This is a genomic window from Flavobacterium sp. UBA7682, from assembly GCF_002482945.1.
Taxonomy (GTDB): domain Bacteria; phylum Bacteroidota; class Bacteroidia; order Flavobacteriales; family Flavobacteriaceae; genus Flavobacterium.
This window is the reverse complement of sequence record NZ_DLGY01000007.1, coordinates 62,875-84,421: the sequence shown is the minus strand read 5'-3', so window position 1 is coordinate 84,421 and position 21,547 is coordinate 62,875. Positions and strand designations below refer to the sequence as shown.

16 protein-coding genes are annotated in these 21,547 nt (G+C 34.8%); 3 read left to right on the top strand and 13 right to left on the bottom strand.

From position 1 onward, the window contains the following. Positions 1-2 precede the first annotated feature (2 nt). Complete coding sequence (locus B3C16_RS01330; protein ID WP_291127889.1) at positions 3-3,653, bottom strand: TraB/GumN family protein; 3,651 nt, start codon at positions 3,651-3,653, stop codon at positions 3-5. A gap of 180 nt (positions 3,654-3,833) precedes the next feature. On the opposite strand from B3C16_RS01330, the gene B3C16_RS01325 reads away from it, so the two are divergent. Both B3C16_RS01325 and B3C16_RS01320 read left to right on the top strand, forming a co-directional pair. Next, on the top strand, positions 3,834-5,951 hold the full coding sequence (locus B3C16_RS01325; RefSeq protein ID WP_291127886.1) for a M3 family metallopeptidase: 2,118 nt from the start codon (positions 3,834-3,836) through the stop codon (positions 5,949-5,951). A gap of 143 nt (positions 5,952-6,094) precedes the next feature. Then, positions 6,095-7,642 carry a hypothetical protein gene (locus tag B3C16_RS01320; RefSeq protein WP_291127883.1) on the top strand — a complete coding sequence of 516 codons (1,548 nt, stop codon included), beginning with the start codon at positions 6,095-6,097 and terminating at the stop codon, positions 7,640-7,642. Positions 7,643-7,712: 70 nt separating this feature from the next. Here B3C16_RS01320 and tsf read toward each other — a convergent pair whose 3' ends face one another. The 4 genes from tsf to rplM form a co-directional block, all read right to left on the bottom strand. Then, positions 7,713-8,681, bottom strand: coding sequence for a translation elongation factor Ts (tsf, locus tag B3C16_RS01315; RefSeq protein WP_121311955.1), 969 nt, complete (start codon positions 8,679-8,681; stop codon positions 7,713-7,715). Positions 8,682-8,822: 141 nt separating this feature from the next. Further along, on the bottom strand, positions 8,823-9,674 hold the full coding sequence (rpsB, locus tag B3C16_RS01310; RefSeq protein WP_233549703.1) for a 30S ribosomal protein S2: 852 nt from the start codon (positions 9,672-9,674) through the stop codon (positions 8,823-8,825). A 186-nt stretch (positions 9,675-9,860) separates the two neighbouring features. Then, entirely contained in the window at positions 9,861-10,247 is a 387-nt protein-coding gene (gene rpsI / locus B3C16_RS01305) for a 30S ribosomal protein S9 (RefSeq protein WP_121311954.1), read from the bottom strand. After that, positions 10,247-10,702, bottom strand: a complete 456-nt coding sequence (gene rplM / locus B3C16_RS01300; protein ID WP_121311953.1) for a 50S ribosomal protein L13 — start codon at positions 10,700-10,702, stop codon at positions 10,247-10,249. The genes rpsI and rplM overlap by 1 nt, the downstream gene beginning before the upstream one ends. A gap of 270 nt (positions 10,703-10,972) precedes the next feature. Here rplM and B3C16_RS01295 point away from each other — a divergent pair, with 270 nt between their 5' ends. Next, the gene (locus tag B3C16_RS01295; protein ID WP_121311952.1) at positions 10,973-11,995 is read left to right on the top strand and encodes a LacI family DNA-binding transcriptional regulator; all 1,023 of its coding nucleotides are present in this window, start codon (positions 10,973-10,975) and stop codon (positions 11,993-11,995) included. Between the two features lie 4 nt (positions 11,996-11,999). On the opposite strand, the gene B3C16_RS01290 is transcribed toward B3C16_RS01295, so the two are convergent. From B3C16_RS01290 to B3C16_RS01255, 8 genes are read right to left on the bottom strand one after another with little or no spacing between them, the layout of a single operon-like run. Further along, positions 12,000-13,166, bottom strand: coding sequence for a hypothetical protein (locus tag B3C16_RS01290; protein ID WP_121311951.1), 1,167 nt, complete (start codon positions 13,164-13,166; stop codon positions 12,000-12,002). After that, on the bottom strand, positions 13,163-14,713 hold the full coding sequence (locus tag B3C16_RS01285; RefSeq protein WP_291127871.1) for a glycosyltransferase family 87 protein: 1,551 nt from the start codon (positions 14,711-14,713) through the stop codon (positions 13,163-13,165). Before B3C16_RS01285 ends, B3C16_RS01290 begins: the two co-directional genes overlap by 4 nt. Beyond that, the gene (locus B3C16_RS01280; RefSeq protein WP_121311949.1) at positions 14,710-15,456 is read right to left on the bottom strand and encodes a glycosyltransferase family 2 protein; all 747 of its coding nucleotides are present in this window, start codon (positions 15,454-15,456) and stop codon (positions 14,710-14,712) included. Before B3C16_RS01280 ends, B3C16_RS01285 begins: the two co-directional genes overlap by 4 nt. Continuing rightward, positions 15,453-16,976 (bottom strand): hypothetical protein, encoded by a 1,524-nt coding sequence (locus B3C16_RS01275; protein ID WP_291127867.1) that lies wholly within the window; start codon positions 16,974-16,976, stop codon positions 15,453-15,455. Before B3C16_RS01275 ends, B3C16_RS01280 begins: the two co-directional genes overlap by 4 nt. A gap of 4 nt (positions 16,977-16,980) precedes the next feature. Then, entirely contained in the window at positions 16,981-18,351 is a 1,371-nt protein-coding gene (locus tag B3C16_RS01270; RefSeq protein ID WP_291127864.1) for a B12-binding domain-containing radical SAM protein, read from the bottom strand. Further along, positions 18,348-19,115, bottom strand: a complete 768-nt coding sequence (locus B3C16_RS01265) for a class I SAM-dependent methyltransferase (RefSeq protein WP_291127862.1) — start codon at positions 19,113-19,115, stop codon at positions 18,348-18,350. Before B3C16_RS01265 ends, B3C16_RS01270 begins: the two co-directional genes overlap by 4 nt. Continuing rightward, positions 19,105-20,568, bottom strand: a complete 1,464-nt coding sequence (locus tag B3C16_RS01260) for a B12-binding domain-containing radical SAM protein (RefSeq protein WP_291127859.1) — start codon at positions 20,566-20,568, stop codon at positions 19,105-19,107. The genes B3C16_RS01265 and B3C16_RS01260 overlap by 11 nt, the downstream gene beginning before the upstream one ends. Next, positions 20,561-21,463 carry a nucleotidyltransferase domain-containing protein gene (locus tag B3C16_RS01255; protein ID WP_121311944.1) on the bottom strand — a complete coding sequence of 301 codons (903 nt, stop codon included), beginning with the start codon at positions 21,461-21,463 and terminating at the stop codon, positions 20,561-20,563. The genes B3C16_RS01260 and B3C16_RS01255 overlap by 8 nt, the downstream gene beginning before the upstream one ends. Between the last annotated feature and the right edge of the window lie 84 nt (positions 21,464-21,547).

Below are 21,547 nucleotides of genomic sequence, written 5' to 3'. Positions count from 1 at the left end.
GCCTATTCCTCGTAGTTAAAATAGTTTTCTCGGTTTTCTTTTTTTCTAAAACTAGCACCCAAATGATCGGCATTGATGGTTTCTTTCATTATGGCCGGCATTAGTTTTTCCACCGTATTTTCTTCATCAATTTCTTCTAATACCGGAGAAAAGTATGCTTTTGGAACGATTTTACCATTCTCGAGTAAAAAAGCCATTGAGTGAAAAGTTTTAGTGCCAATAATTTTATCATCTTTTGTTTTTTGCGACTGATAAAAGTAAAATACAGCCTGATGACTTCCTTGCTTGATTTCTCTTTTTTCTAAAAACTGTACTTTACTGGTTTCTTTTATTTTGTCAAAATCTCTCATAGCTGCCTCAGCAATGTCATCGTCTGTAATGGTTTCCAAGAAATCAAATGCATCTTTTTCTTTTAATAAAAGAATGGTTTTGAATTTTGTTTTAGGGTTTTCGAGGCCTTTTTTAATGATTTCTTTCGTGGCTTTATTATGGGTAATTTCCAATTTTAAAGTCTCCAATTGAATTTCAGGATTGTCCAATTTTTTTATTTTCCCCATCAATTCAGTAGCACTGGTATTTTTTGGTAGGTGCGACAATAAAGAAAGATAGTTTAGGAGATTTGAGTTTGGATTTTCATCTTCTTCATAGTCATAAGCATAATCTTCCTCATAGCCATTGTCTTCCTCTGAAGCCTTTTTTTCTTCACGATTCAATAGTCTTTTGTATTCTAATTTTGAATGCGTTAGAATCAGTTTTTGAAAAGCGGAGATTTTTTTAGCAGAACCTAATTTTTTATCCAATAAAGCATTACAGAAGCTTATGATGGGTTTGTTGTACTCTTCGATACCGTAAAATTGAAAAATGTCGGGAAATAAAACTTTGCTTTCCTCCAGATTTTCTTCGAAGGAATGAAATAATTGATTTATTTCATAAGCATCTTCGGTAACCGGAAGATCAAATTCCATTAATTTCAAAACAAGGCGATAGGCATTTTCAGTGTTTTGTGAAGCCAAGGCATTTAGAATGGCTAACTGTTCTGTTGTTTTTGTGCCTTCGGCTTTGTATTTATTTTCCAAATATGGAATAACTCCTTTGTGTTTTAAATCTCCTAATTTTTGGTACAAACCGGCTTTGCCAGAAGCATCGGAATCCTCGAATTCATGAGTGTCCAAAAAAGTGGTGATGCGCTCAAAATCGGTTTCATTTAAGGTTAAATTATACAAGTTATTATACGCTATTTTGCGAATAGAATCGGTTTCGTTAGTTGCTTCCTCTAAAAACAGTTTTACTTTGTCATCAAAAACACTTCTTTGGTTGGTTTTTTCAGGGATAAATGATGAAAAGGCTTTTTCAGTAAACAAATCGTCGTTTTTATAATTTCTGTCTACCAAAGTCTTGATGGTAACTTTTCGGTTTTCCATAAAGAAGGTCTTAATTTTCAGCGCCTGATCTGAATTTTTAACACTTACCAAAGCATCAGCAACTTCACAACCTAGAGCATCATTATGAGAAAAAGAGTTACTCAAAACTTCGGTCTTTTCAAATTCTTTGAAATAGTTATCCCAAGTAGACACAAATGGATCAGGGTTTTCTTTATGAATTCTGTACGAGTCAAAAAGTGTTTTTAATTCTTTATTGTAATCGTTTTTTAATGAATCTAAAGTCGTCACTTGGAGATATCGTGGGTAATTCATTACTTCAACAGCAACTGTCTTTCCGGTGTACGAATCGAATTCTTTAGGTTCAAAATTAATCTCCGGGTTTCTTTGCCATCTTCTAATAGATCTAACTTCATCATTACCGATGCCAAGGATGGTTTGTTCGTTTATTTTTTTAGGAATTTCAATGGTATATTTTCCTAAAGTGTCACGGTAAACAGTACTCTCCGAAGTTTTAAAGTCTTCAAAGGTAAAGGAATCGAAGAACTTGTTACTGCTTTGTTCTGAAGCATCAACAGCACCTAAAAGATAAAATTTATTGCCTTTGATTATCGATTTCAATTTTACTTTGCGGTGTTCGTTTGTGGAAGAAGAGACAAAATCCTTAGTAGTTTCTTCAAACTTAGCCGTTTCTTCCATTTCCTGATTCATATAGAATTCATTTTGCATTTGTTGGTGCTGAAAGTTTTTATTGTCGATAAAATTCAGGTCTAAAGAAGTGTTTTCAATCAGAAAATAATAACTTTTTTCTTGTGGGTCATACGCTTCAAAACTCACATCAGATAAGTTTTTGTCACTATTGCCATATTGGACACAAAACTCGGGCATAGTCACTGAAAAGCCGCCTTTTTGAGGTTGGACTTTTTCCCAAGTGTTTTTGAAACCTTTGATTTTAAACTTATCAAAAATGGCTTGCTCGTATTGTTTTACATAAGTTCCCGTACCAGAAAAGGAAACACTAATGATTTCCAATGGCGTTACATAAAAACGATAATGTTGGAAATTACCAGCTTTGCTTTTGTTTTTTACATCGTAACCTATGTAAGCTTCGTCTTTGATTTCTTTTTTCTCCAAGATATCTCCGGGAATGAATTCGTACAACAAACTGTCGATACTTTTGTGATTGAAGTATTCGTTTTTCTTTTGCATGTAATTGTGTAACGGAACTCTAACCATACTTAAAACGCCGCCGTTAGTAATGTCGAGCGTGCTTTTTATTTTTTCAAAGTTGAGGTTTAAATCGAAATCAACGGTTTGAATCATTTGATCAGGCGTAGGCTCGGTCTTGATTTTTGGCGCCGGAAAGTACTCTTCGATGGTTTTTTTATCGGTTTCACCTTTTTTAGTGAGCGGACCAATCACCGGAGTAACTTTGTACCCTTTGTTGATTAATAGCTGTAAAACGCCTTCTTTTCCGCCTAAATGCGCCGCGCCGACAGCACTAAACAAACTGCCTTGATGCACTAAAGAATCAATGCTTTTGACCATGTCATAATTTCGGTCAATAATCATGATTTTGTGCTTCTTTGGGCTTTCTGATAATTTACTCAACGAGTCAAGCATTACGATGTCTTTTTCGCGGTAAAAATCTTTTAAAGTGGTATAGATTGATTTGCCTTTTAGGATTTTGGTAAGTATTGCCTTTTTTTCTTCCTCTTCTTCAGAAACTTCTTTTTCCTCATTTCTGAAATCAACCATTTGTTCGGCCTTACTGAAATTGACGAATGATTTTTTGGCGTCTTCCAATCCAACTGTTTTTTTGTTGTATTTCTTGGCGGTTTGATGGATGAACATATCCAATACGGTGCTTTCGCTGAAATCGGCTTTATTACCTTCTACGCCGGAAGACATTTGGTTGAAGAAATTATAATTGGTAAACAAAGGCAATAAGTCTTGTTTGTCCACAGGTTTTAACTGAAACTTAGAGTAGAATTTAGTCCTTTGTTGCGGTCTGTAGTTCATGTATAAATCAAACAATTCGCCCCAAGAATCCGGATTACTTTCATTACTTACAATGTCTGCTTCCAGTAAATGCTTGTAAAATGCATCAGAAAGATGATAGGAGATTTTATCATTAACATGGAAAGTGCCATAAACATAGGATTTCTTTGTCAAACCTTTTCCTGAAATTTCCCATAGCAATGTTTTTTCAAATTGGGCATTAACTTGGAAAGTAAAAAGGGCAAAGAACACGATAGAAAAGATCTTTTTCAAGGGATATGAGTTTTGATTACAGACAAATATAATCAAAAAGGTATCCGATGATTGCTATGACTATTGTTAATTTTTATTTTTAAAGGACTTCTTTTTTGGACAAGATTACCCGAGAATCAAGAGTTTTGGATGAGGAGATGATTTAATTTTTACGTACTTTTGGTAAAACAGTTATTCACAATGAAAAAAATCATATTGACTTTGCTTATGAGTGCTCCAATTTTAGGTGCCAACGCACAATCTAATCCAAATCCTTTTTTGAATAATTGGAGCGGACCTTATGGTGGTGTTCCGGCTTTTAATACTTACCAACTGAAAGATTTGAAACCGGCGATTGAAGTTGCGATTCAGGAAAAATTGAATGAAATTGACCTTATTGCCAACAATTCAAAACCAGCCACTTTTGAAAACACCATAGTCGCTATGGAAAAAGCAGGAAAGAAATTGAGTCAGGTTAAGGCAGTTTTTGACATTTACAGTTCCAACATGAACAGTCCGGAATTTGAACCTATCGAGACAGAACTAACACCGAAGTTTTTTGAAACCAACAATAAAATGTATCAAAACACCAAGCTTTTCAATCGAATAGCTGCGGTTTATAATTCTTCGGAAAAGAACAAATTAACCGCTGAACAGCAACGTTTGGTTTGGTATCACTATTCGAATTTTGTTCGTGAAGGCGCTAAAGCGGATGCCAATAGCAAAGCCAAAATTGCCAAAATCAACCAAGAGTTGGCCGGACTTTTTACAAAGTTCAGTCAAAACCAACTGGCAGACGAAACCAATTATTATTTGGAACTAAAAACTGAAGCCGATTTTGATGGATTGCCAATTGAATTGAAAAATGCGGCTATAGCAGAAGCCAAAGACAGAAAGTTGAATGTTTTGGGATGTATTGCCAACACGCGTTCTTCTATTGAGCCGTTTTTGACTTTTTCTAACCAGAGAAATTTAAGAGAAAAAGCATTCCAAATATTTTCAAGTCGTGGCGATAATGCAAATGCAAATAATAACAATGCGATTTTAGTTCAGATTTTAAAGCTTCGTGCTGAGAAAGCCAAGCTTTTAGGTTTTAAAACGTTTGCCGATTGGAGTTTGTCAAACACCATGGCAAAATCGCCTGAAAAGACTTTAGCATTGATGGAATCGGTTTGGAAACCTGCTGTAAACAAAGTGCATGAAGATGTAGCCGAAATGCAGAAAATGGTTGAGGTTGAAGGCGGAAAGTTTAAAATTGAACCTTGGGATTATCGTTACTATGCTGAAAAGGTTAGAAAAGCCAAATATGATTTAGACCAAAACGATACTAAACCCTATTTGCAATTGGAAAAGTTGAGAGAAGGCATGTTTTGGGTTGCGGGAGAAATGTTTAATTTGAATTTCAAACAGGTTTATAACGTACCGGTTTTTCATGCTGATGTGAGGGTTTGGGAAGTTTCTAATAAAAATACTGGCAAAGTCATTGGTGTTTGGTATTTTGATCCTTATGCTCGTAAAGGCAAACGTTCCGGCGCTTGGATGACCGCTTACAGAGATCAAAGCAGAGTTGATGGAGATGTGATTACGATAGTGTCTAATAACTGTAATTTTATTAAAGGAAACGAGAACGAACCGATTTTAATTTCTTGGGATGATGCAAGTACGTTGTTCCATGAATTCGGGCATGCGTTGCATGGTTTGTGTTCCGATGTGACTTATCCGAGTTTATCGGGAACCAATACACCTAGAGATTATGTGGAGTTTCCGTCTCAAATTTTGGAACGTTGGTTGGCTACACCTGAAGTGCTGAATAAATTCGCTTTGCATTACAAAACCGGAGAACCAATGCCAATGTCTTTGGTGGAAAGAATAGAAAAAGCATCGACTTTTAATGAAGGCTTTTCTACCGTGGAAACCATTTCGAGTGCTTTGGTGGATATGAAATTACACTTGTTGGAAAATCCGGATATCGACCCGAAACAATTTGAAAAACAAACGTTAGACCAACTGAATATGCCGTCGGAAATTGTCATGCGTCACAGAATTCCGCAGTTTGGACATATTTTCTCGGGCGACGATTATGCTTCGGGTTATTACGGTTATTTATGGGCGGATGTGATTAGTGCCGATGCGACCGAAGCTTTTACCGTTGATGGCAAAGGATTATATGATGCAGCAGTTGGCAAACGTTTGTTAGAAAATGTGTTCAGTATAGGGAACACTGTCGATCCGGAGATTGCTTACAAGAAGTTCCGCGGTAAAGAAGTGAAAACAGATGCTTTGATGAGAGCGAGAAACTTTCCGATAGAGAAGAAGTAATAATAAGGCCGATTTATTAAATCGGCTTTTTTGTTTCAGTTTATTATCCATGGTTTATTGTTATAAATAAATTATAAAATCATGTAAGGGTTAAGTTTACATTAAGCTTAAATTTACAACAGGCTAACGCTAAATCAATGACTATGAAATGGTATCGGAAAGCTCTTATTGGCTTGTGCTCATTGGTGTTGCTTGTAGCCATTCTCAACATTGGTCTAAATCTTTGGATTAAGTCGCAATTGCCTAAAATAATCAATAAGAAAAATGATTCTGTTTATAATATTACCTATAAGAATCTTAAAGTTTCTTTATGGGATGGAGACATTCAGGCTTATGAAATAGTCATTGTTCCAAAAGCGAAACATTTGAATACTATTAATAAAATCGGAATTTATGCAGAGATAAAGTCCCTCAAAGTCGACGATTTTAAAATTTGGAGTATTCTTTTCGGTGATAAAATCAAAGCTCAAAGCATCACGATTGAGCAACCCAAAATCATTTTGTATACCAAGAATGAAAAGGAAAACATTCGCGAATCTGTTGTGTCGTCTTTTGATAAAATTATAGCCGCATCGGATGTTTTTTTGCATCAATGTGAACTCAAAATTGTTCACACTAAAACCAGAAAGCCTATTTTAAAGGCACACAACATTAATTTGCAACTCGAGGGGATTTTAATTACAAAACAAACTTTAGACAATAAAATTCCGTTTGAATTTAGAGATTATGCTTTCAGCTGTGATAGTCTCTATTTCTATCCTAATGAATTTTACCACCTTAAAACCAAAAAGATAAAAGGATCAAAAACAGATGTAAGTGTCAATCATTTTGAAATGATTCCTGAATTTTCACGTCGTGAATTCGTAGCTAAAATTCCTAAAGAAAAGGATCTGTATACCTTAAAGTGCCAATCTATAAAAGTTAGAAAAATGGATTGGGGTTTTAAGAAGAATGATTTTTTCTTTCATTGCAATGTTATCGATTTAAGTCAGGTAGCAGCCAATATTTATCGGTCAAAAGAGCCAGCGGATGATATAACGAAAAAGTACCTTTACAACAAATTGCTTCGCGATTTGACATTTGATTTAAAAGTAGATACGCTAAAAGTACGCAACTCTATTTTGGAATATGAAGAAGAGAAATCTTTTGATCTAGGCTCCGGAAAATTGAGTTTTAATTCTTTTAATCTTACGGCCAACAATATTAGTAGTGGTTTCAAGAAGAAAAATCTTCCGGATATTACAATAAAGATTAATTGTCGCTTTATGAAATCATCACCATTGGAGGTCAATTGGAGATTCAATCCCATGGATACAAGTGATGGATTCAACATCAATGGCACTTTGACCAATTTTGATACTGAGAAGATTGTTCCTTTTACCAAGCCTTATTTGAATGTAACTACTAAAGGAATAATGGATGAAATATATTTTGATTTTACAGGAAATGACCAAAAGGCTTCCGGAGAGTTTGCTGTTAAGTACGATGATTTGAAATTTACGATATACAAAAATGATGACCGCAAAAAGAAAAACAAATTGTTGACTTTTGTGGCCAATATTTTTATCAAAAAGGATACAAAAGAAAAAGTCAAAGATACTAATGTTGAACTGGAACGCATCCCTGAAAAATCCTTTTACAATTTGTTGTGGAGAAGTATTTCGGAAGGGTTAAAGAAGATTTTAGTGTGATAATTTTATAGAAAAAAACCCGAACCAAATGGCTCGGGTTTTTTAATTTTTAACCTTTATTGAGTAAGGATTATCCCAGAGAAACTCTTTTGAAACCAGTAATTTCAACGTTGAATCCTTTAACATAATCGCCTACTTTTTTACTGTCATCTTTGATGAAGTTTTGATCTAATAAGGCTTTTTCTTGGTCTAAAGTAGTGTTGTCAGAGATGAAACGTTGTACTTTACCCGGAATAATTTTATCCCAAATTTGTTCTGGTTTACCTTCCGCTTTTAATTCCGCTTTAGCATCTTCTTCCGCTTGTTTTAAAACCTCTTCAGTCAATTGAGAGAAAGAAATATATTTAGGAACATTTTTTAAAGTTTTTCCTAAACGTTTTGCTTCTTCATTTTCTTTTTCGATTACAGCAATACGGGCGGCAAGTTCAGAAGCAACGAAAGCAGGATCAAAATCTTTGTAAGATAAGGTGTCAGCTCCCATAGAAGCCACTTGCATAGAGATGTCTTTAGTTAAAACCTCAGCGTTGTCAATTGGTGCAGAAATTGCAGTTAATGCCGCAATTTTGTTAACGTGAACATAAGATCCAATGAATGCGCCTTCTAAGATTTCAAAACCACCGATTTCGATTTTTTCACCGATAACACCAGTTTGTTCGATTAATTTTTCAGCCACAGTAATTCCGTTGAAATCTGAAGCTAAGAAATCTTCTTTAGAAGAGAAATTGATTGCTTTTTCAACTAATTCTTTAGCTAAAGTTACAAAAGCTTCATTTTTACCTACGAAATCTGTTTCGCAGTTTAAAGTGATGATAGCTCCTTTAGTTTTGTCAGCATTAACAAAAGAAACAGCAGCTCCTTCAGAAGACTCACGGTCAGAACGGTTAGCAGCAACTTTTTGCCCTTTTTCTCTAAGGTTTTGTATAGCTTTATCGAAATCTCCTTCCGCTTCAACTAAAGCTTTTTTACAGTCCATCATTCCGGCACCTGTAGTTTGTCTTAATTTATTTACGTCTGCAGCAGTAATTGTGATTGTTGACATAATATTTTTTAATTTAAAAGTTTAAATTTTTTGTAAAAAGACAAATTCCAATTCTAAAATCCCAAATTCCAACTTTATTAAATCATCAATATTGATAATTCTTTGGAACTTGGAATTTTATTCTTGGAATTTAAATTTGTTTTATTCTTCAGTTTTAGTTTCTTCTGCAGCTTCTACTTCAGGAGTTTCTTCAACAACCGCTACTACTTCAGGAGCAGTTTCGGTAGCTGTAACTTCTTCTGGAGCAGCAACAGTTTCAACAGCAGCAGCTACTTCTTGAGTATCATCACCTTCTTTGTCAGAAGTTCTGTTAGCCAATCCGTCAATAACTGCAGCAGTTACTAAAGATAAAATTTTATCAATTGATTTTGAAGCATCATCATTGGCCGGGATAACGTAATCTACTTCACGTGGATCAGAGTTAGTATCAACCATTGCAAAAACTGGAATGTTTAATTTTTGTGCTTCTTTGATTGCGATGTGTTCCGCTTTGATATCTACTACGAATAAAGCAGCAGGTAATCTTGACATATCAGAGATAGAACCTAAGTTTTTCTCTAATTTGGCACGAAGACGATCAACTTGTAATCTTTCTTTTTTAGACAAAGTCATGAAAGTACCATCTTTTTTCATTTTATCAATAGAGGCCATTTTTTTTACGGCTTTACGGATAGTAACGAAGTTGGTTAACATACCACCAGGCCATCTTTCTGTGATGTAAGGCATGTTACAAGCTAATGCTTTTTCAGATACGATATCTTTTGCTTGTTTTTTGGTAGCTACGAAAAGTATTTTTCTACCAGATGCTGCAATTTTTTTCATGGCTTCATTAGCCTCTTCAATTTTGGCAGCGGTTTTGTATAGGTTGATAATGTGAATTCCATTACGCTCCATATAGATGTAAGGGGCCATGTTTGGATCCCACTTACGAGTCATGTGTCCGAAGTGAACACCTGCTTCTAATAATTCTTTAACGTCAATTTTATTTGCCATTGTGTAATAGTTTACGTTCCGTGTTATAGCAATGCGTCACCTTTTTCGCTTAATAAATTAAGACTTTGTACTGCATTTCGATGCTAAACTAATTCCCTTTTTACAAGGAATATCGACAACTTTGTTTTAAATTCTAATTTAATTGTAAAAAATAATCTGAAAATATATTGCGGTAAATACCGAATATTAACGTTTCGAGAATTGGAATCTCTTTCTCGCTTTTTTCTGACCGAATTTTTTACGTTCTACCATTCTTGGATCTCTTGTTAGTAATCCTTCTGGTTTTAGGATGCTTCTGTTTTCAGCTTCCACTTCACACATAGCTCTTGCAATTGCCATTCTCACAGCTTCTGCTTGGCCAGTTGAACCACCACCGTATACATTTACTTTTACGTCAAAGTTGTCAGCGTTGTTTGTCATAGACATTGGCTGTAATACTTTGTACTGTAAAGTAGCTGTTGGGAAGTAGTTGTTGAATTCTCTTTTGTTAACGGTGATTTTTCCTGTTCCTTCTGAAACATAAACACGTGCCACAGCACATTTTCTTCTACCGATTTTGTGAATAACTCCCATTACTTAAGATCGTTTAGGTTAACTGTTTTAGGTTTTTGTGCACCTTGTTTGTGCTCAGTTCCTACAACAACATTTAGATTTCTGAAAAGTTCTGCTCCTAATTTGTTCTTAGGTAACATTCCTTTCACTGCTTTCTCCACTAGCAAAGCAGGGTTTTTTGATTGCAAAACTTTTGCAGTCAAAGTTCTTTGTCCTCCTGGATAACCTGTGTGACGAATGTAAGTCTTGTCGTCAAGTTTGTTACCGGTAAGGTTAATTTTCTCTGCGTTGATAACAATTACGTTATCTCCACAGTCGACGTGAGGTGTATAACTCGGCTTGTATTTACCTCTTAAAAGCATCGCAACTTTTGAAGCAAAACGACCTAAGTTATGACCTTCAGCATCTACGATGATCCACTCTTTTCCAGAAGTGGCCTTGGTAGTAGATTGTGTCTTGTAGCTTAATGCGTCCATAATATTTTTTTAATTAAACATTCCATTCCCAATAAAGGGAGTGCAAAAGTACAATTAATTATTATAAAAGCAAATACCATTTTTCAAATTTTTTTACAAAGCCACTAATTTTGCTTAAAATCCTTTAAATGAATAGACTTAGCGCAGCAAAAACAGCTCGTTTTTAAGGCAATTTGTCTTGAAAATTTTGATGTTTTACAGCTAACTTTCATTCTTCTTTGAGAGGTTGCAGAAGAAATTTTACTATTTTTACACTTTAACCAAGATAAAATGAAATCGAAAGCCACCCTAAAACAAATTGCCAAAGAGTTAGGCGTTTCAGTTTCCACCGTTTCAAAAGCCTTAAACGGAAGTCCGGAAATCAGTGAACCCACCAAGCAACGCGTGCAAGAATATGCCAAGCTAAAAAATTACAAGCCTAATGTTATTGGTCTGAACCTTAAAAACAGAAGAACCAAAACCATTGGTGTGATTATTCCGAACATCTTGAACTCATTTTTTGCTAAAGTGTTTAGCGGTATCGAAAAAGTAGCCGATGAAAAAGGATATAAATTGATTACCTGTATTTCGAATGAATCCTTGGAAAAAGAAATCAATGCTTTAGAAATGTTGAGCAACGGAACCATTGACGGTTTTATCCTTTCGATTGCTGAAGAATCTCAAAAGTTACAAAAGTTTGGGCATTTTACCTCAATTATAAACGAAGGAACGCCCATCGTAATGTTTGACCGAATTGCCGATGAGGTGAATTGTGACAAAGTTATCGTAGACGATTTAGACTCGGCGGTAAACGCGATGGAACATTTGATCAAAACCGGTTGTAAAAAAATTGCTTTGCTTTCCGCTATTGATAATCTGAGTGTTGGAAAATTAAGAGCACAAGGTTTTTATAAAGCGTTGGAGAATCACGGTTTAAAAGTGGATGAAAATTTAGTGATTCTGACCAATAATAACGAAGAATTCAATTCAAAAATTGGAGGCTTTTTTATCAAAAACAAACCCGATGGGGTTTTTGCTCTAGATGAACACGCTTCGGTTACAGCAATGAAACTCGGAATTCAAAATGGTTATAAAATCCCGAAAGATTTATCGATAATAGGTTTTGCAGATGGTGTATGGTCACGAAGAATGACACCAAGTTTGTCAACGGTGAGCCAACACGGCCCGGAAATTGGAGAAGTCGCTGCCCAATTGTTAATTGACAAATTGGAAAGCGAAGAGGAAACTTTCACGTTTACGACGACAACCATCAAAACCGAATTAAGACAAAGGGATTCTACGAAGAAATTGTAATCCTTTAATTTATTTTATCGTTTTTTAGCTTGATTAGTCCCAAAATAACTAATTGCGCTATTGCGCTTCCTGATAGTGCGCCAACTATTCCATAGTCCAAATACAAAAAACAAGCGCTTAAAAGACTATTCAAAACTACTCCGGTTGTGAGTATGAAAACTACCGACGTCTCCTTGTGTCGTTTGAACAGATTGATAATATCCAATCCGTAAACGTAACACGGATATACATAGGCGAAAGCAATGAGATAGAAGTAAAATTCCAAATTTACTTTTAGGTACAATTCAAGGATAAAATAAATAATCAATAACGAAACCGGAACAATGATTAAACCTATATAGGCCAAAATATTTTTTGTTTTATCGACTATTTGGTCAGTGTTGCGATAGAGTAATTTGGTAAAAGGAGCATAAAGCAAAGCCGTAATCGACATGCAAAAGACCAGCAGACTATTGATGATTTGGTATTCGGCTGTAATGGTTTTGCTCTCCAAACTTTCCACTATATACAAATCAATTTTGGAACCCAAAAAGCCGAGAATAGACAAGATGAAAAAAGGCAAAGCCGTTTTAAAAAAATTAATTTCAAAGGAAAGGTTTTTAATTAAGACCCAATTTTTGAACAAAACTAAATACAAAATGCCTTTAAGGAATTGGTACAAACTAAAAATCACCAAAATCCAATAAACAGTGATGCTATTTTTTAATAGGCCAAAAAAAACTGCAAAAAAGCCAAAACTGATCAATTCAATTAGAATAGAGGCATTGAATTTTTTTTCATAAAACAAAAGCACTTCTGTACTATGCATAAAATAGCGGCCTAAAAGCCAAATCAAAATCCAAAACCCAAAAGAAATAGGGAACAAAACCAATCCAATGAGAGAAAAAAGGATAACTAAAGGAAAACGAGTAGCCATGTTTTCAGAAAAGCGAAAGGCGATTTCTCTTGGGTTTTCACTAAATTTTCTCAGCAAGTATTCCTTATTTCCCCAATTAATGACTTGAATGGCGAATAAACAATATAGAAAGAATCCAACAAAAGAACCCCAAATTTCTTTAGAGGAAAAATGAATCACCAAAAACGGAATCACCATGCTAAATACTGAAATCAAAATTTGTCGTAGTGTGTTATTGGTAATTAAACCTAATCTTTTGAGTGATTTGTTTTTCAATTTAAAGTTATTTTTCTTAGCGTATAAAACCCAATGCCTCTATCATAATCCGAAAGATACAGCACAGTTTTGTTATCAATCAGTATTGGTTTCCGCTTATGGCTTTTGTCAAACGTAAGTTGTTGGTTGTTATAAAAAACCTGATTGTTTTTCAATTTCAGAGGATGAAAAGTTTGAATTTTAGTATTCCATAATATTACTTTCTCTCTTCCATCCCAAAAATGACCTATCAAGGAATTATTGTTGATTTCGTAATCATATACCAATGTTGGTCCGTTTTCAAGTAAAATCGTTGATTTTTCAGGTTTTGTGGTTTTAAAAAACAATATTAAAAACAGTGGAAACAATGACAACATTGCAACCGCTTTCCAATTGACTTTTTGCCGAAACTGAAGTAAAAACAAAACAAAAAACAAAAACAATAGCAACATTCTTAAATAAGAAAAAGGGAATTCTTGCCCAATAAAAATCGACAAAGAAAAATTGTTGATTAGAAAAATTATCAGACAGAAAGCAACTTTTTTGGTATTAGATATCTCGCTTTTCAGCAAAGCCAAAAACGGGAATAATAGTAAAATAAAAGTATAAGTGCTTCCATAAGGCGAAAGTAGTATCATTGCCAAAATCCAATAAGAGAAAACAAAAAGTGTATTGGAATTTCTTTTGGAAATGAAATAACCAATGACCAAAACACCAATTTTAAAAGCAACCATCAAGGCGGAAAATAAATTCGGATAATTGTAAAAGGCATTCGGATTTTCAATCGTTTCAAATACAAAACAACGCTTCAAAAACATAAAAACCGATTGATAATTATCGACAAAACCAGTTGCGATTTCGCCGTTAGAAGCTTTTGGCAAAACTTCTTGCAAGTAGAAAATCCAGATGTCAACTCCGGTAAATAAAATAGAAATCCCCAAAAGTAAAAGACAAAACGCAACCCAAAAGGACAATGGTTTCCATTGCTTTCTAAAGATAAAAAGGGCGACCAATAAAACCGGAAATACTTTTAATAAAATAGCCAAACTCCAAAACAAGGACATCGATTTCCATTGTTTTTTTTCATAGGCTAGCCAACCTTCGCTTAGCAAGAAAAACAATAAAAAGTAAACTTGTCCAAAGAGTAAATTGTTTTTTATCGGCACCAAAAACAAAACCGGAATCAGCAAAGCGTAACGCCAATCGATTTTATAATGGTTGAATAATCTGTAAATGCTGAAAAAGAATAAAACAACTGAAAGACTGTTGAAGATTATTTTGGCTACAGCCAGAGAAAAACCGGCAAAGAGTAAGAAGGAAAATGCTAAAAACGGCGTATTCGGGGCATAACTGACAAATATATTTGGGTAACCGGAATCGAAAATCGCTTTATTGAATTCGTAGGGGAAATAAATATTAGAACTGAAATTTCCTTTTGCCAAAAACTTTCCGCCAAAATAATAATTGGCAAAATCATTAGCCGGAAAATCAATCGCTTTAAACAAATAAAAACCACAAAGCAAAAGCAAAGCCAACAAGGGATAATATTTTAATAAGGCACTTTTCATAAATTTTTAAAAAGTGAAAACGAGGCGAGTTTGGTTTTCTGAAAAAAGTAAGAAACAGCAACCCTTAAAACCCCTAACCCATAAGTGAGACTTCTTTGAAAGTTAATCGAACTTGCCTCTTCGAAATACTTAGCCGGACAAGATATTTCGCCAATCCGAGCTTTCAAGAAGCAACATTGAGCCAAAATTTCATTGTCAAAAACAAAATCGTCTGAATTGTTTTCGAAGTCAATTTTTTCCAACAGTTTTGTGTCAAAACAGCGATAGCCGGTATGGTATTCCGAGAGTTTTTGGTTCATTAAAACATTTTGGATGAAAGTCAAAATTCGGTTTGAAATGTATTTATAAATAGGCATGCCGCCTTTTAAAGCGCCTTTACTCAAGATGCGTGAACCCAAAACCACATCGTACAAATCATTGGCGACTAAAGTACACATGGCCGGAATTAATTTGGGCGTATATTGATAATCAGGATGTAACATCACAATGATATCCGCATTCAGTTCCAAGGCTTTTTTATAACAGGACTTTTGATTGGCGCCGTATCCTTTGTTTTTATCGTGTATAATAATGTTTTGGATGCCAATTTTTTGAGCTATTTCAATAGTATTGTCCTCACTGAAATCGTCAGTGATAATGATATCGTCAACGATGTCAAAAGGAATCTCTTCAAAGGTTTTTTGAAGTGTTTTGGCCGCATTATAAGCCGGCAGAACAACGATTATTTTTTTGTTATTAATCATTCTGAGGATGTTATTTTGGCTACTTCATAAATATAGTAATACGAATTGCGGACGATGTTTTGGTCATACTTTTTGATAAATCGGATTTTGACTTTTTCGTTGATTGTTTCCCAAGTGTTTTCTTTTAAATTTTTGGTAATAGTATAATTAGAAACATAAATTCCGTAATCGTTTGAAACAATATAATTGGCAAGCATTTCCGTGATGTTTTTATCCGAAATGTTGATTGCACAGTCAAAATTCCAATGACAATAACTCTGATAACTTCCGTCACACAAGAAGTAAACTTTCTTTTCTAAATAAGGACTAATAGCCGTTCCATCGCAGGTAATGGTTATGATTTCATTCAAATTTAACTTTTTTTCTTTTAAATAATCAATGGCTTTTTTAGATGACGTGAATGGATAGTTATAATCCATCGCATAAGCATAAAAACCACTAAATAGATGAATGATTAAAATACTATAGATTATTGGTTTTTTTAGTAAAGTTAGCTTCCATGAACTCAAATAATCCCTTATTTTATAATCTTCAGAAGGATAATACCTTTCTATCCACAATCCGATGATGATGATAAAATAGTTCATTCCGTCGTAACGTGTGGCACTCATTTGGGTTACAAAAAAGAAAATCTGTACACCAATTAATCCGATATAAACAAAGAAAAGCACTTTGCGGTTTTTATAAAATAAAAGCAACGGAATGCAATAGGTCAACAATCCCAAAACTGCCGTAATGGGTTTGCTGAGATTTACTAAAAGATTGGAATTCCAAAAGTGTATTGTAGTAAAATCGGGAATTGTAACGATGGCTTTAAAAAGTGAAATAAATCCCTTAATGAATTTCTCACCCAACTGCATGCCTTCTATTCGGTCAAAAAAACGAGTATCATCCGGTGGAATAATTTGGATAATGGTCAATAATAATCCAATACCAAAAACTAAATAACCAATGGTGTAGACTCTTTTAAACAATTCTTTGTTTAGATAATTTTCAGACAAAAGTGTCAAAAACAGAGCAAAAGCAATCACGCTAAACATCAAATGAATATTGGCTGCCAAAGCTAAATAAACACACAACAACACAAACTTTTCTTTTCGCTTCTCAAAAACAGACGCAGCTAAAAACAAAAATAAAACGCCTAAAATATAATTTCGGCTGATTAAATTGTATTCGAAAAGCATAAAGTAACCAAAGATAAAAAGTGTCTTAAATACTAATGATAATGGTGCTTTTCGAAGGAATAGAAAAACTACCGAAGTCGAAATTAAAATGTGTAAATACTGCATCCAAAACGGATTCAGGGTAAATCTGGTTAAACCATAAAGCAATGAATTCCAAAGAATAGGATGACCTTCATATCTCGTGTTTTGAATTAATTCCAAAAAAGAATTGCTGTCGCGCGCCAAAAGATAATGATGCGCTTCGTCTAACCACAATTCATGGTGTAAAATCCCAATCAAACTCACCACAAAATAAATGGCAGTCAGTAAAAGCAAGTATGTGGTTTCTTTTTTCAAAGGATTATTTGCTAATTTTCATCAATCCGCTAGCCAAAATCGATTTAGTCTTCAATTTCAAAGCTTTCCAACTCGTTTTCGAAGTCGCTTTGTGAAATTCAACTTCATTAACCACTTTGCTCACAGCATATTGGTAATATTTTCTCGAATAGGTTCGTTCAAAATCGATGTCTCTGTCGGTAGAAGTTTCCCAATCGGGTTGTTGCGTGATTTTGTGTTCGATTTCGTTGTACAAACTCGTTCCTTTGATAGGATAAGCAACAGTTATCGTATACAAAGTCGGATTTGCATCTTTCAAATACTGAATGGTTTCCGTAATGTCTTTTTCGGTTTCTCCGGGATAACCTAGCATGATAAAGGTTCCGGTTTCTATACCCATCGCATTGGTGTCTTGAATTACTTTTTTCACTTGGTTGACATCCACACGTCGGTCCATTGCATCAATAATCGTTTGCGAACCGCTTTCGGCACCAATCCAGATTCGGAAACAACCAACGTCTTTCAATAATTGCAAAATTTCAGCATTCAATCGTTCTGCACGAGTAATGCACTCAAACGGAATCACAGCGTCTTGTTGCAACACTTCTTCTTTGAAAGCTACCAGCCATTTGTGACTTACGGTAAACACATCATCCACAAACCAAAGCGCATCCGGATTGTATTTTTCTTTCAGCATTTTCATTTCTTCCGCCACTTGATTCGCCGGTCTGCGACGATAACTTTGCCCATAAACCGCCGTACTGCACCATTTGCAGGTATAAGGACAACCGCGTTGCGTAGAAATCGTCATCGAACTTTGACCGTGATTGGTTTTCCAAGTGTCCAAATAGTTTTGCATGTTGATGGCATCTCTATTCGGTAGTGGCAATTCGTCGAGTTCTTTGAATTTGGTTCGTGCTGTAGTTTGAATAATTTGATTGTTTTCTAAAAAAGCGATGCCATTTACTTGGTGAAAATCGCCATTTTTGATGATTGCATTATACAATTCAAAAGTCGTTTCTTCGCCTTCGCCAATGATTAAAAAATCGGCTCCGGCTTTGAGATAATTTTCGACATTATAAGTCACATCCGGACCGCCTAGGGCAATTTTCGGAAAATTAAACACTACAGTTTTAAGGATTTTAATCAATTTAATGACTTCAATTTTGGTCATCAAATTGGTGTAAATGCAAATGATTTTGGGTTGTTTTTCTAAAATAAAATCGAGTTGTGTTGATTGCGAAGCAAAGGTTGTGTCGAAAACATCATTGTCAATATTTTTGCTTTTCAAATAAGCAGAAACATAAAGTAACCCTAATGGCGGATAGGGCTTCATGATCTTTTGTTCCTTAGGATCATCCGATAAATAATACGCATGGGTGAATAAAATACTCATCGTTTTTGCAAAATTATAAGGTAATGATCGGCGTATTTTGAAAGTGATGTCATGTTTTTAATGCCTTGTTCCAATCGGTTTAAAAAACGTAATACTCCTTTTTTGTTTTTAAAAAATCCATCCAAATATGACGGCGGAACAAAAAAACCTATCGGCTTTACTGTAACAGTTTCAAAATTAGCGTTGGCTAAATTTACAATATCTTTTGGGTTGTAGTAATAAGTCGTTACATTTTCTCCATCAACCTGAGCAATCACGCCTTCTCTTTTTCGTCGGAAAATGTTTTTGAATTGGGCTTTAGCCAAAAAATAAAAGCGTTCCCAAAGCGTATTCTTCGGCATAATCACCAAGGCTAATTGGCCTTTTTCCGAAAGTATTAAATTGATATTAGCAAAGAAATGTGTTAGTTCCGATTTCGATAAACAATTCAAACCGCCAAAATTGGAAAAGAGCAAATCAAATTTTTCGTTTTCAAATGTGGAAGCAATAGAATTGATATCAGCAGTTTTAAAGTTGAGGTTTGCTTTTCCTTTCGCCACTTCAATCATTTTCGGGGAAATATCAGTCGCAGTTATATTGAAATTTTGTTTGGCGAACCAAATCGCGTCTTCGCCCGTACCGCAATTGATTTCGAGTATGTTTTTAACGGAAGTTAAGTGTTTGGAAAGTTCGGCATAAACTAAATCGCGTTGCATTTTCCCAATTTCTGTATTGGTAAAAGTGCTGTCATAATTTATCGCGGCTTTGTCAAAACTAGCTTCCATTTTGTTGTAGTTTTTTTAGCGAAAGTGTATCAAGGAAAGCGCTCGGAATGTAATAACCCAATTTAGCAATCGATTTTACATTTGCAACTGTAAGTGATGAAGGTTTAGTAAACGCTTGTTTCAAATTATGAAAACCTTGTTGTTTTCTGAATTCTTTATGAACAAATCGTTGCAGTTTTCTATAGTAATTGGATTTATAAGTGCCGTGAAATAGCATCTCAAAATCGTCCGAATCGGTCCAATTGGATTTGAGTTTTAAATCGTCCTTGACTTTGTCATAAAACTTCGTTCCGGGCAAAGGATAAGAAACGGAAATCCCAATGTTATCCGGCATCAGTTCTTTGACCATTGCGATGGTTTTTTGAATGTCTTCCTGATTTTCGGTTAGATAACCAAACTGCAGAAAAAAAGCTACACGTATTTTTTTGTCTTTTAATAGTTTTGTTGCTTCGTAAATTTGTTCTACCGTCGTGCCTTTATCCATCGCATCGAGAATTTTTTGCGAAGCACTTTCGGCACCAACCCAAACTTCTTCCAAACCGGATTCAGCCAAGCAATCAATCGTATCTTCTTTGAGTAATAAATCAACGCGACTTTGGATATAATAGCTGATTTTTAAGCTTTGTTCTTTTAATTTGGTGTTGAATTCCTGAACCCAATTCGGCTTCAACCCAAAAATATCATCACACATCCAAAAACGAGTGACGCCAAAATTTGCCTTTAAAAACTGAATTTCCTTGACAATATAGTCCGGAGAATGGGCATTGTAACGATTGCCGTAAATCGGTTTCGCACACCAGTTGCATTTGTACGGACAACCGCGAGTCGTGGCAATATTTAAAGTAAATGGTTGACCGCTTTGTTTCCAAATGGTTTTATAACTTTCGATATCGACTAAATCCCAAGCCGGTAAAGGCAATTCGTCTAAATTTTGAAGGACATCGCGTTTAGGATTGACTTGATTTTTATTGTCTTTTCTGAAAATAATTCCTTTAATGTCATCGATGGAAGTTTCGTTTCCCAAAGCTTTAATCAGCTCTAAAAGCGACATTTCACCTTCGCCTTGTAAAATAAAATCGGCGCCCATTTTTAGGTAATCCGAATAATGATCTGTCGAATCAGAACTGCAAACGATAATTTTGCAATCATACATTTTGCCTAATCGAATCATCTCAAAACAAGCTTCGCGCATGTTGGTCAGACACATTTTGGTTAAGTAATTGAAACCATCATCATAAATCACCAAATAATTCGGCTTTTGATTTTTTAGAATAGGTTCGATAGTATTCGGACTGTCTAATAAATTGGTGTCAAAAAGAGAAACTTCAAAACCATTTTTCCGCAATAATGAAGCTGCATAAAGCGTTCCCAAAGGCGGAAAAGGCGTTTTGTTTTTCCATTGCTTTGAGTCGAGTTTGTAATAATACGAATGCGAAAACAGTATGTTAGACATTTTCTTTGGCTAAATTGATGTTGAAGTTATGACCCACTTCTTCAATTCGGTTATTCAAATCCAAAATAACTTTCTTTTGAAAGTGCGATGGATGGTGTTTTGAGATATTTTTCGTTGATTTCAAGGCAATTTTAAAATCTTCTTCGCTCATCATACGGAATTTGGCTCTCCATTTTTTCAGGGTAATTTTTTTGAAACTATCATCAATAAAATTTCCGATATGGTTTCCAAACATAAACTCTACGGATTTTGTTCCGATTGGTTTTTTGAAATCAGGAACCAAAGTCAATTCAGGACTGAATTTATTAAAATAGTTAGTAACCCATTGGTTTTTTTGAAAGAAATCTTCAAAAACGGTTTTGCCTTGCATTGGAATTAATGTTTTCAATTCCGTCGCTGTAAATCGGTTTTTTTCTTCGATTTCCATTTGGCTTGTTGAAACAAAGTAATTGACACAAAAAAACTTACGTGAATTGAGCAGGAATATTTTTTTGTAAAGCATCAAAAAGGTTCGGCAAAGCCAAAGTTTATTGGGTTCGGTAATGACAAAGAAATCGATATCACTTCCGTTGTCATAATAGCCTTTTGACAACGAACCAGAAACGCCAACGCCTTTTACAAAAGGGAATTTGGCAATGAATTTGGCTTTCTTTTGGGCAATTTTGAGCGCTCTGTCAGCATACATATTGCCGCGAAGTCTTTTGATAACCGAATCCAAATCGCTTCCATAGACATAGAAATCGTCCACTTTAATGAGGATTTTTTCGGCAATCAGGTGTTGCAGTTCTTTTTCAGTGTCCGAAATGGATTCATAGTTGGTATAACTATGGATTTCTTCAATTCGCAACGGATATCTGAAGATAGAAAAATAGAGAATTGTTTTTAGTGTTTCCAAAATTCATAGCATTTTTTGGTTATCTAAAAGTAATATTTTTTTTTGACCTGATTCCTGAATTTTGGCGATGTTTACTTATTGTCA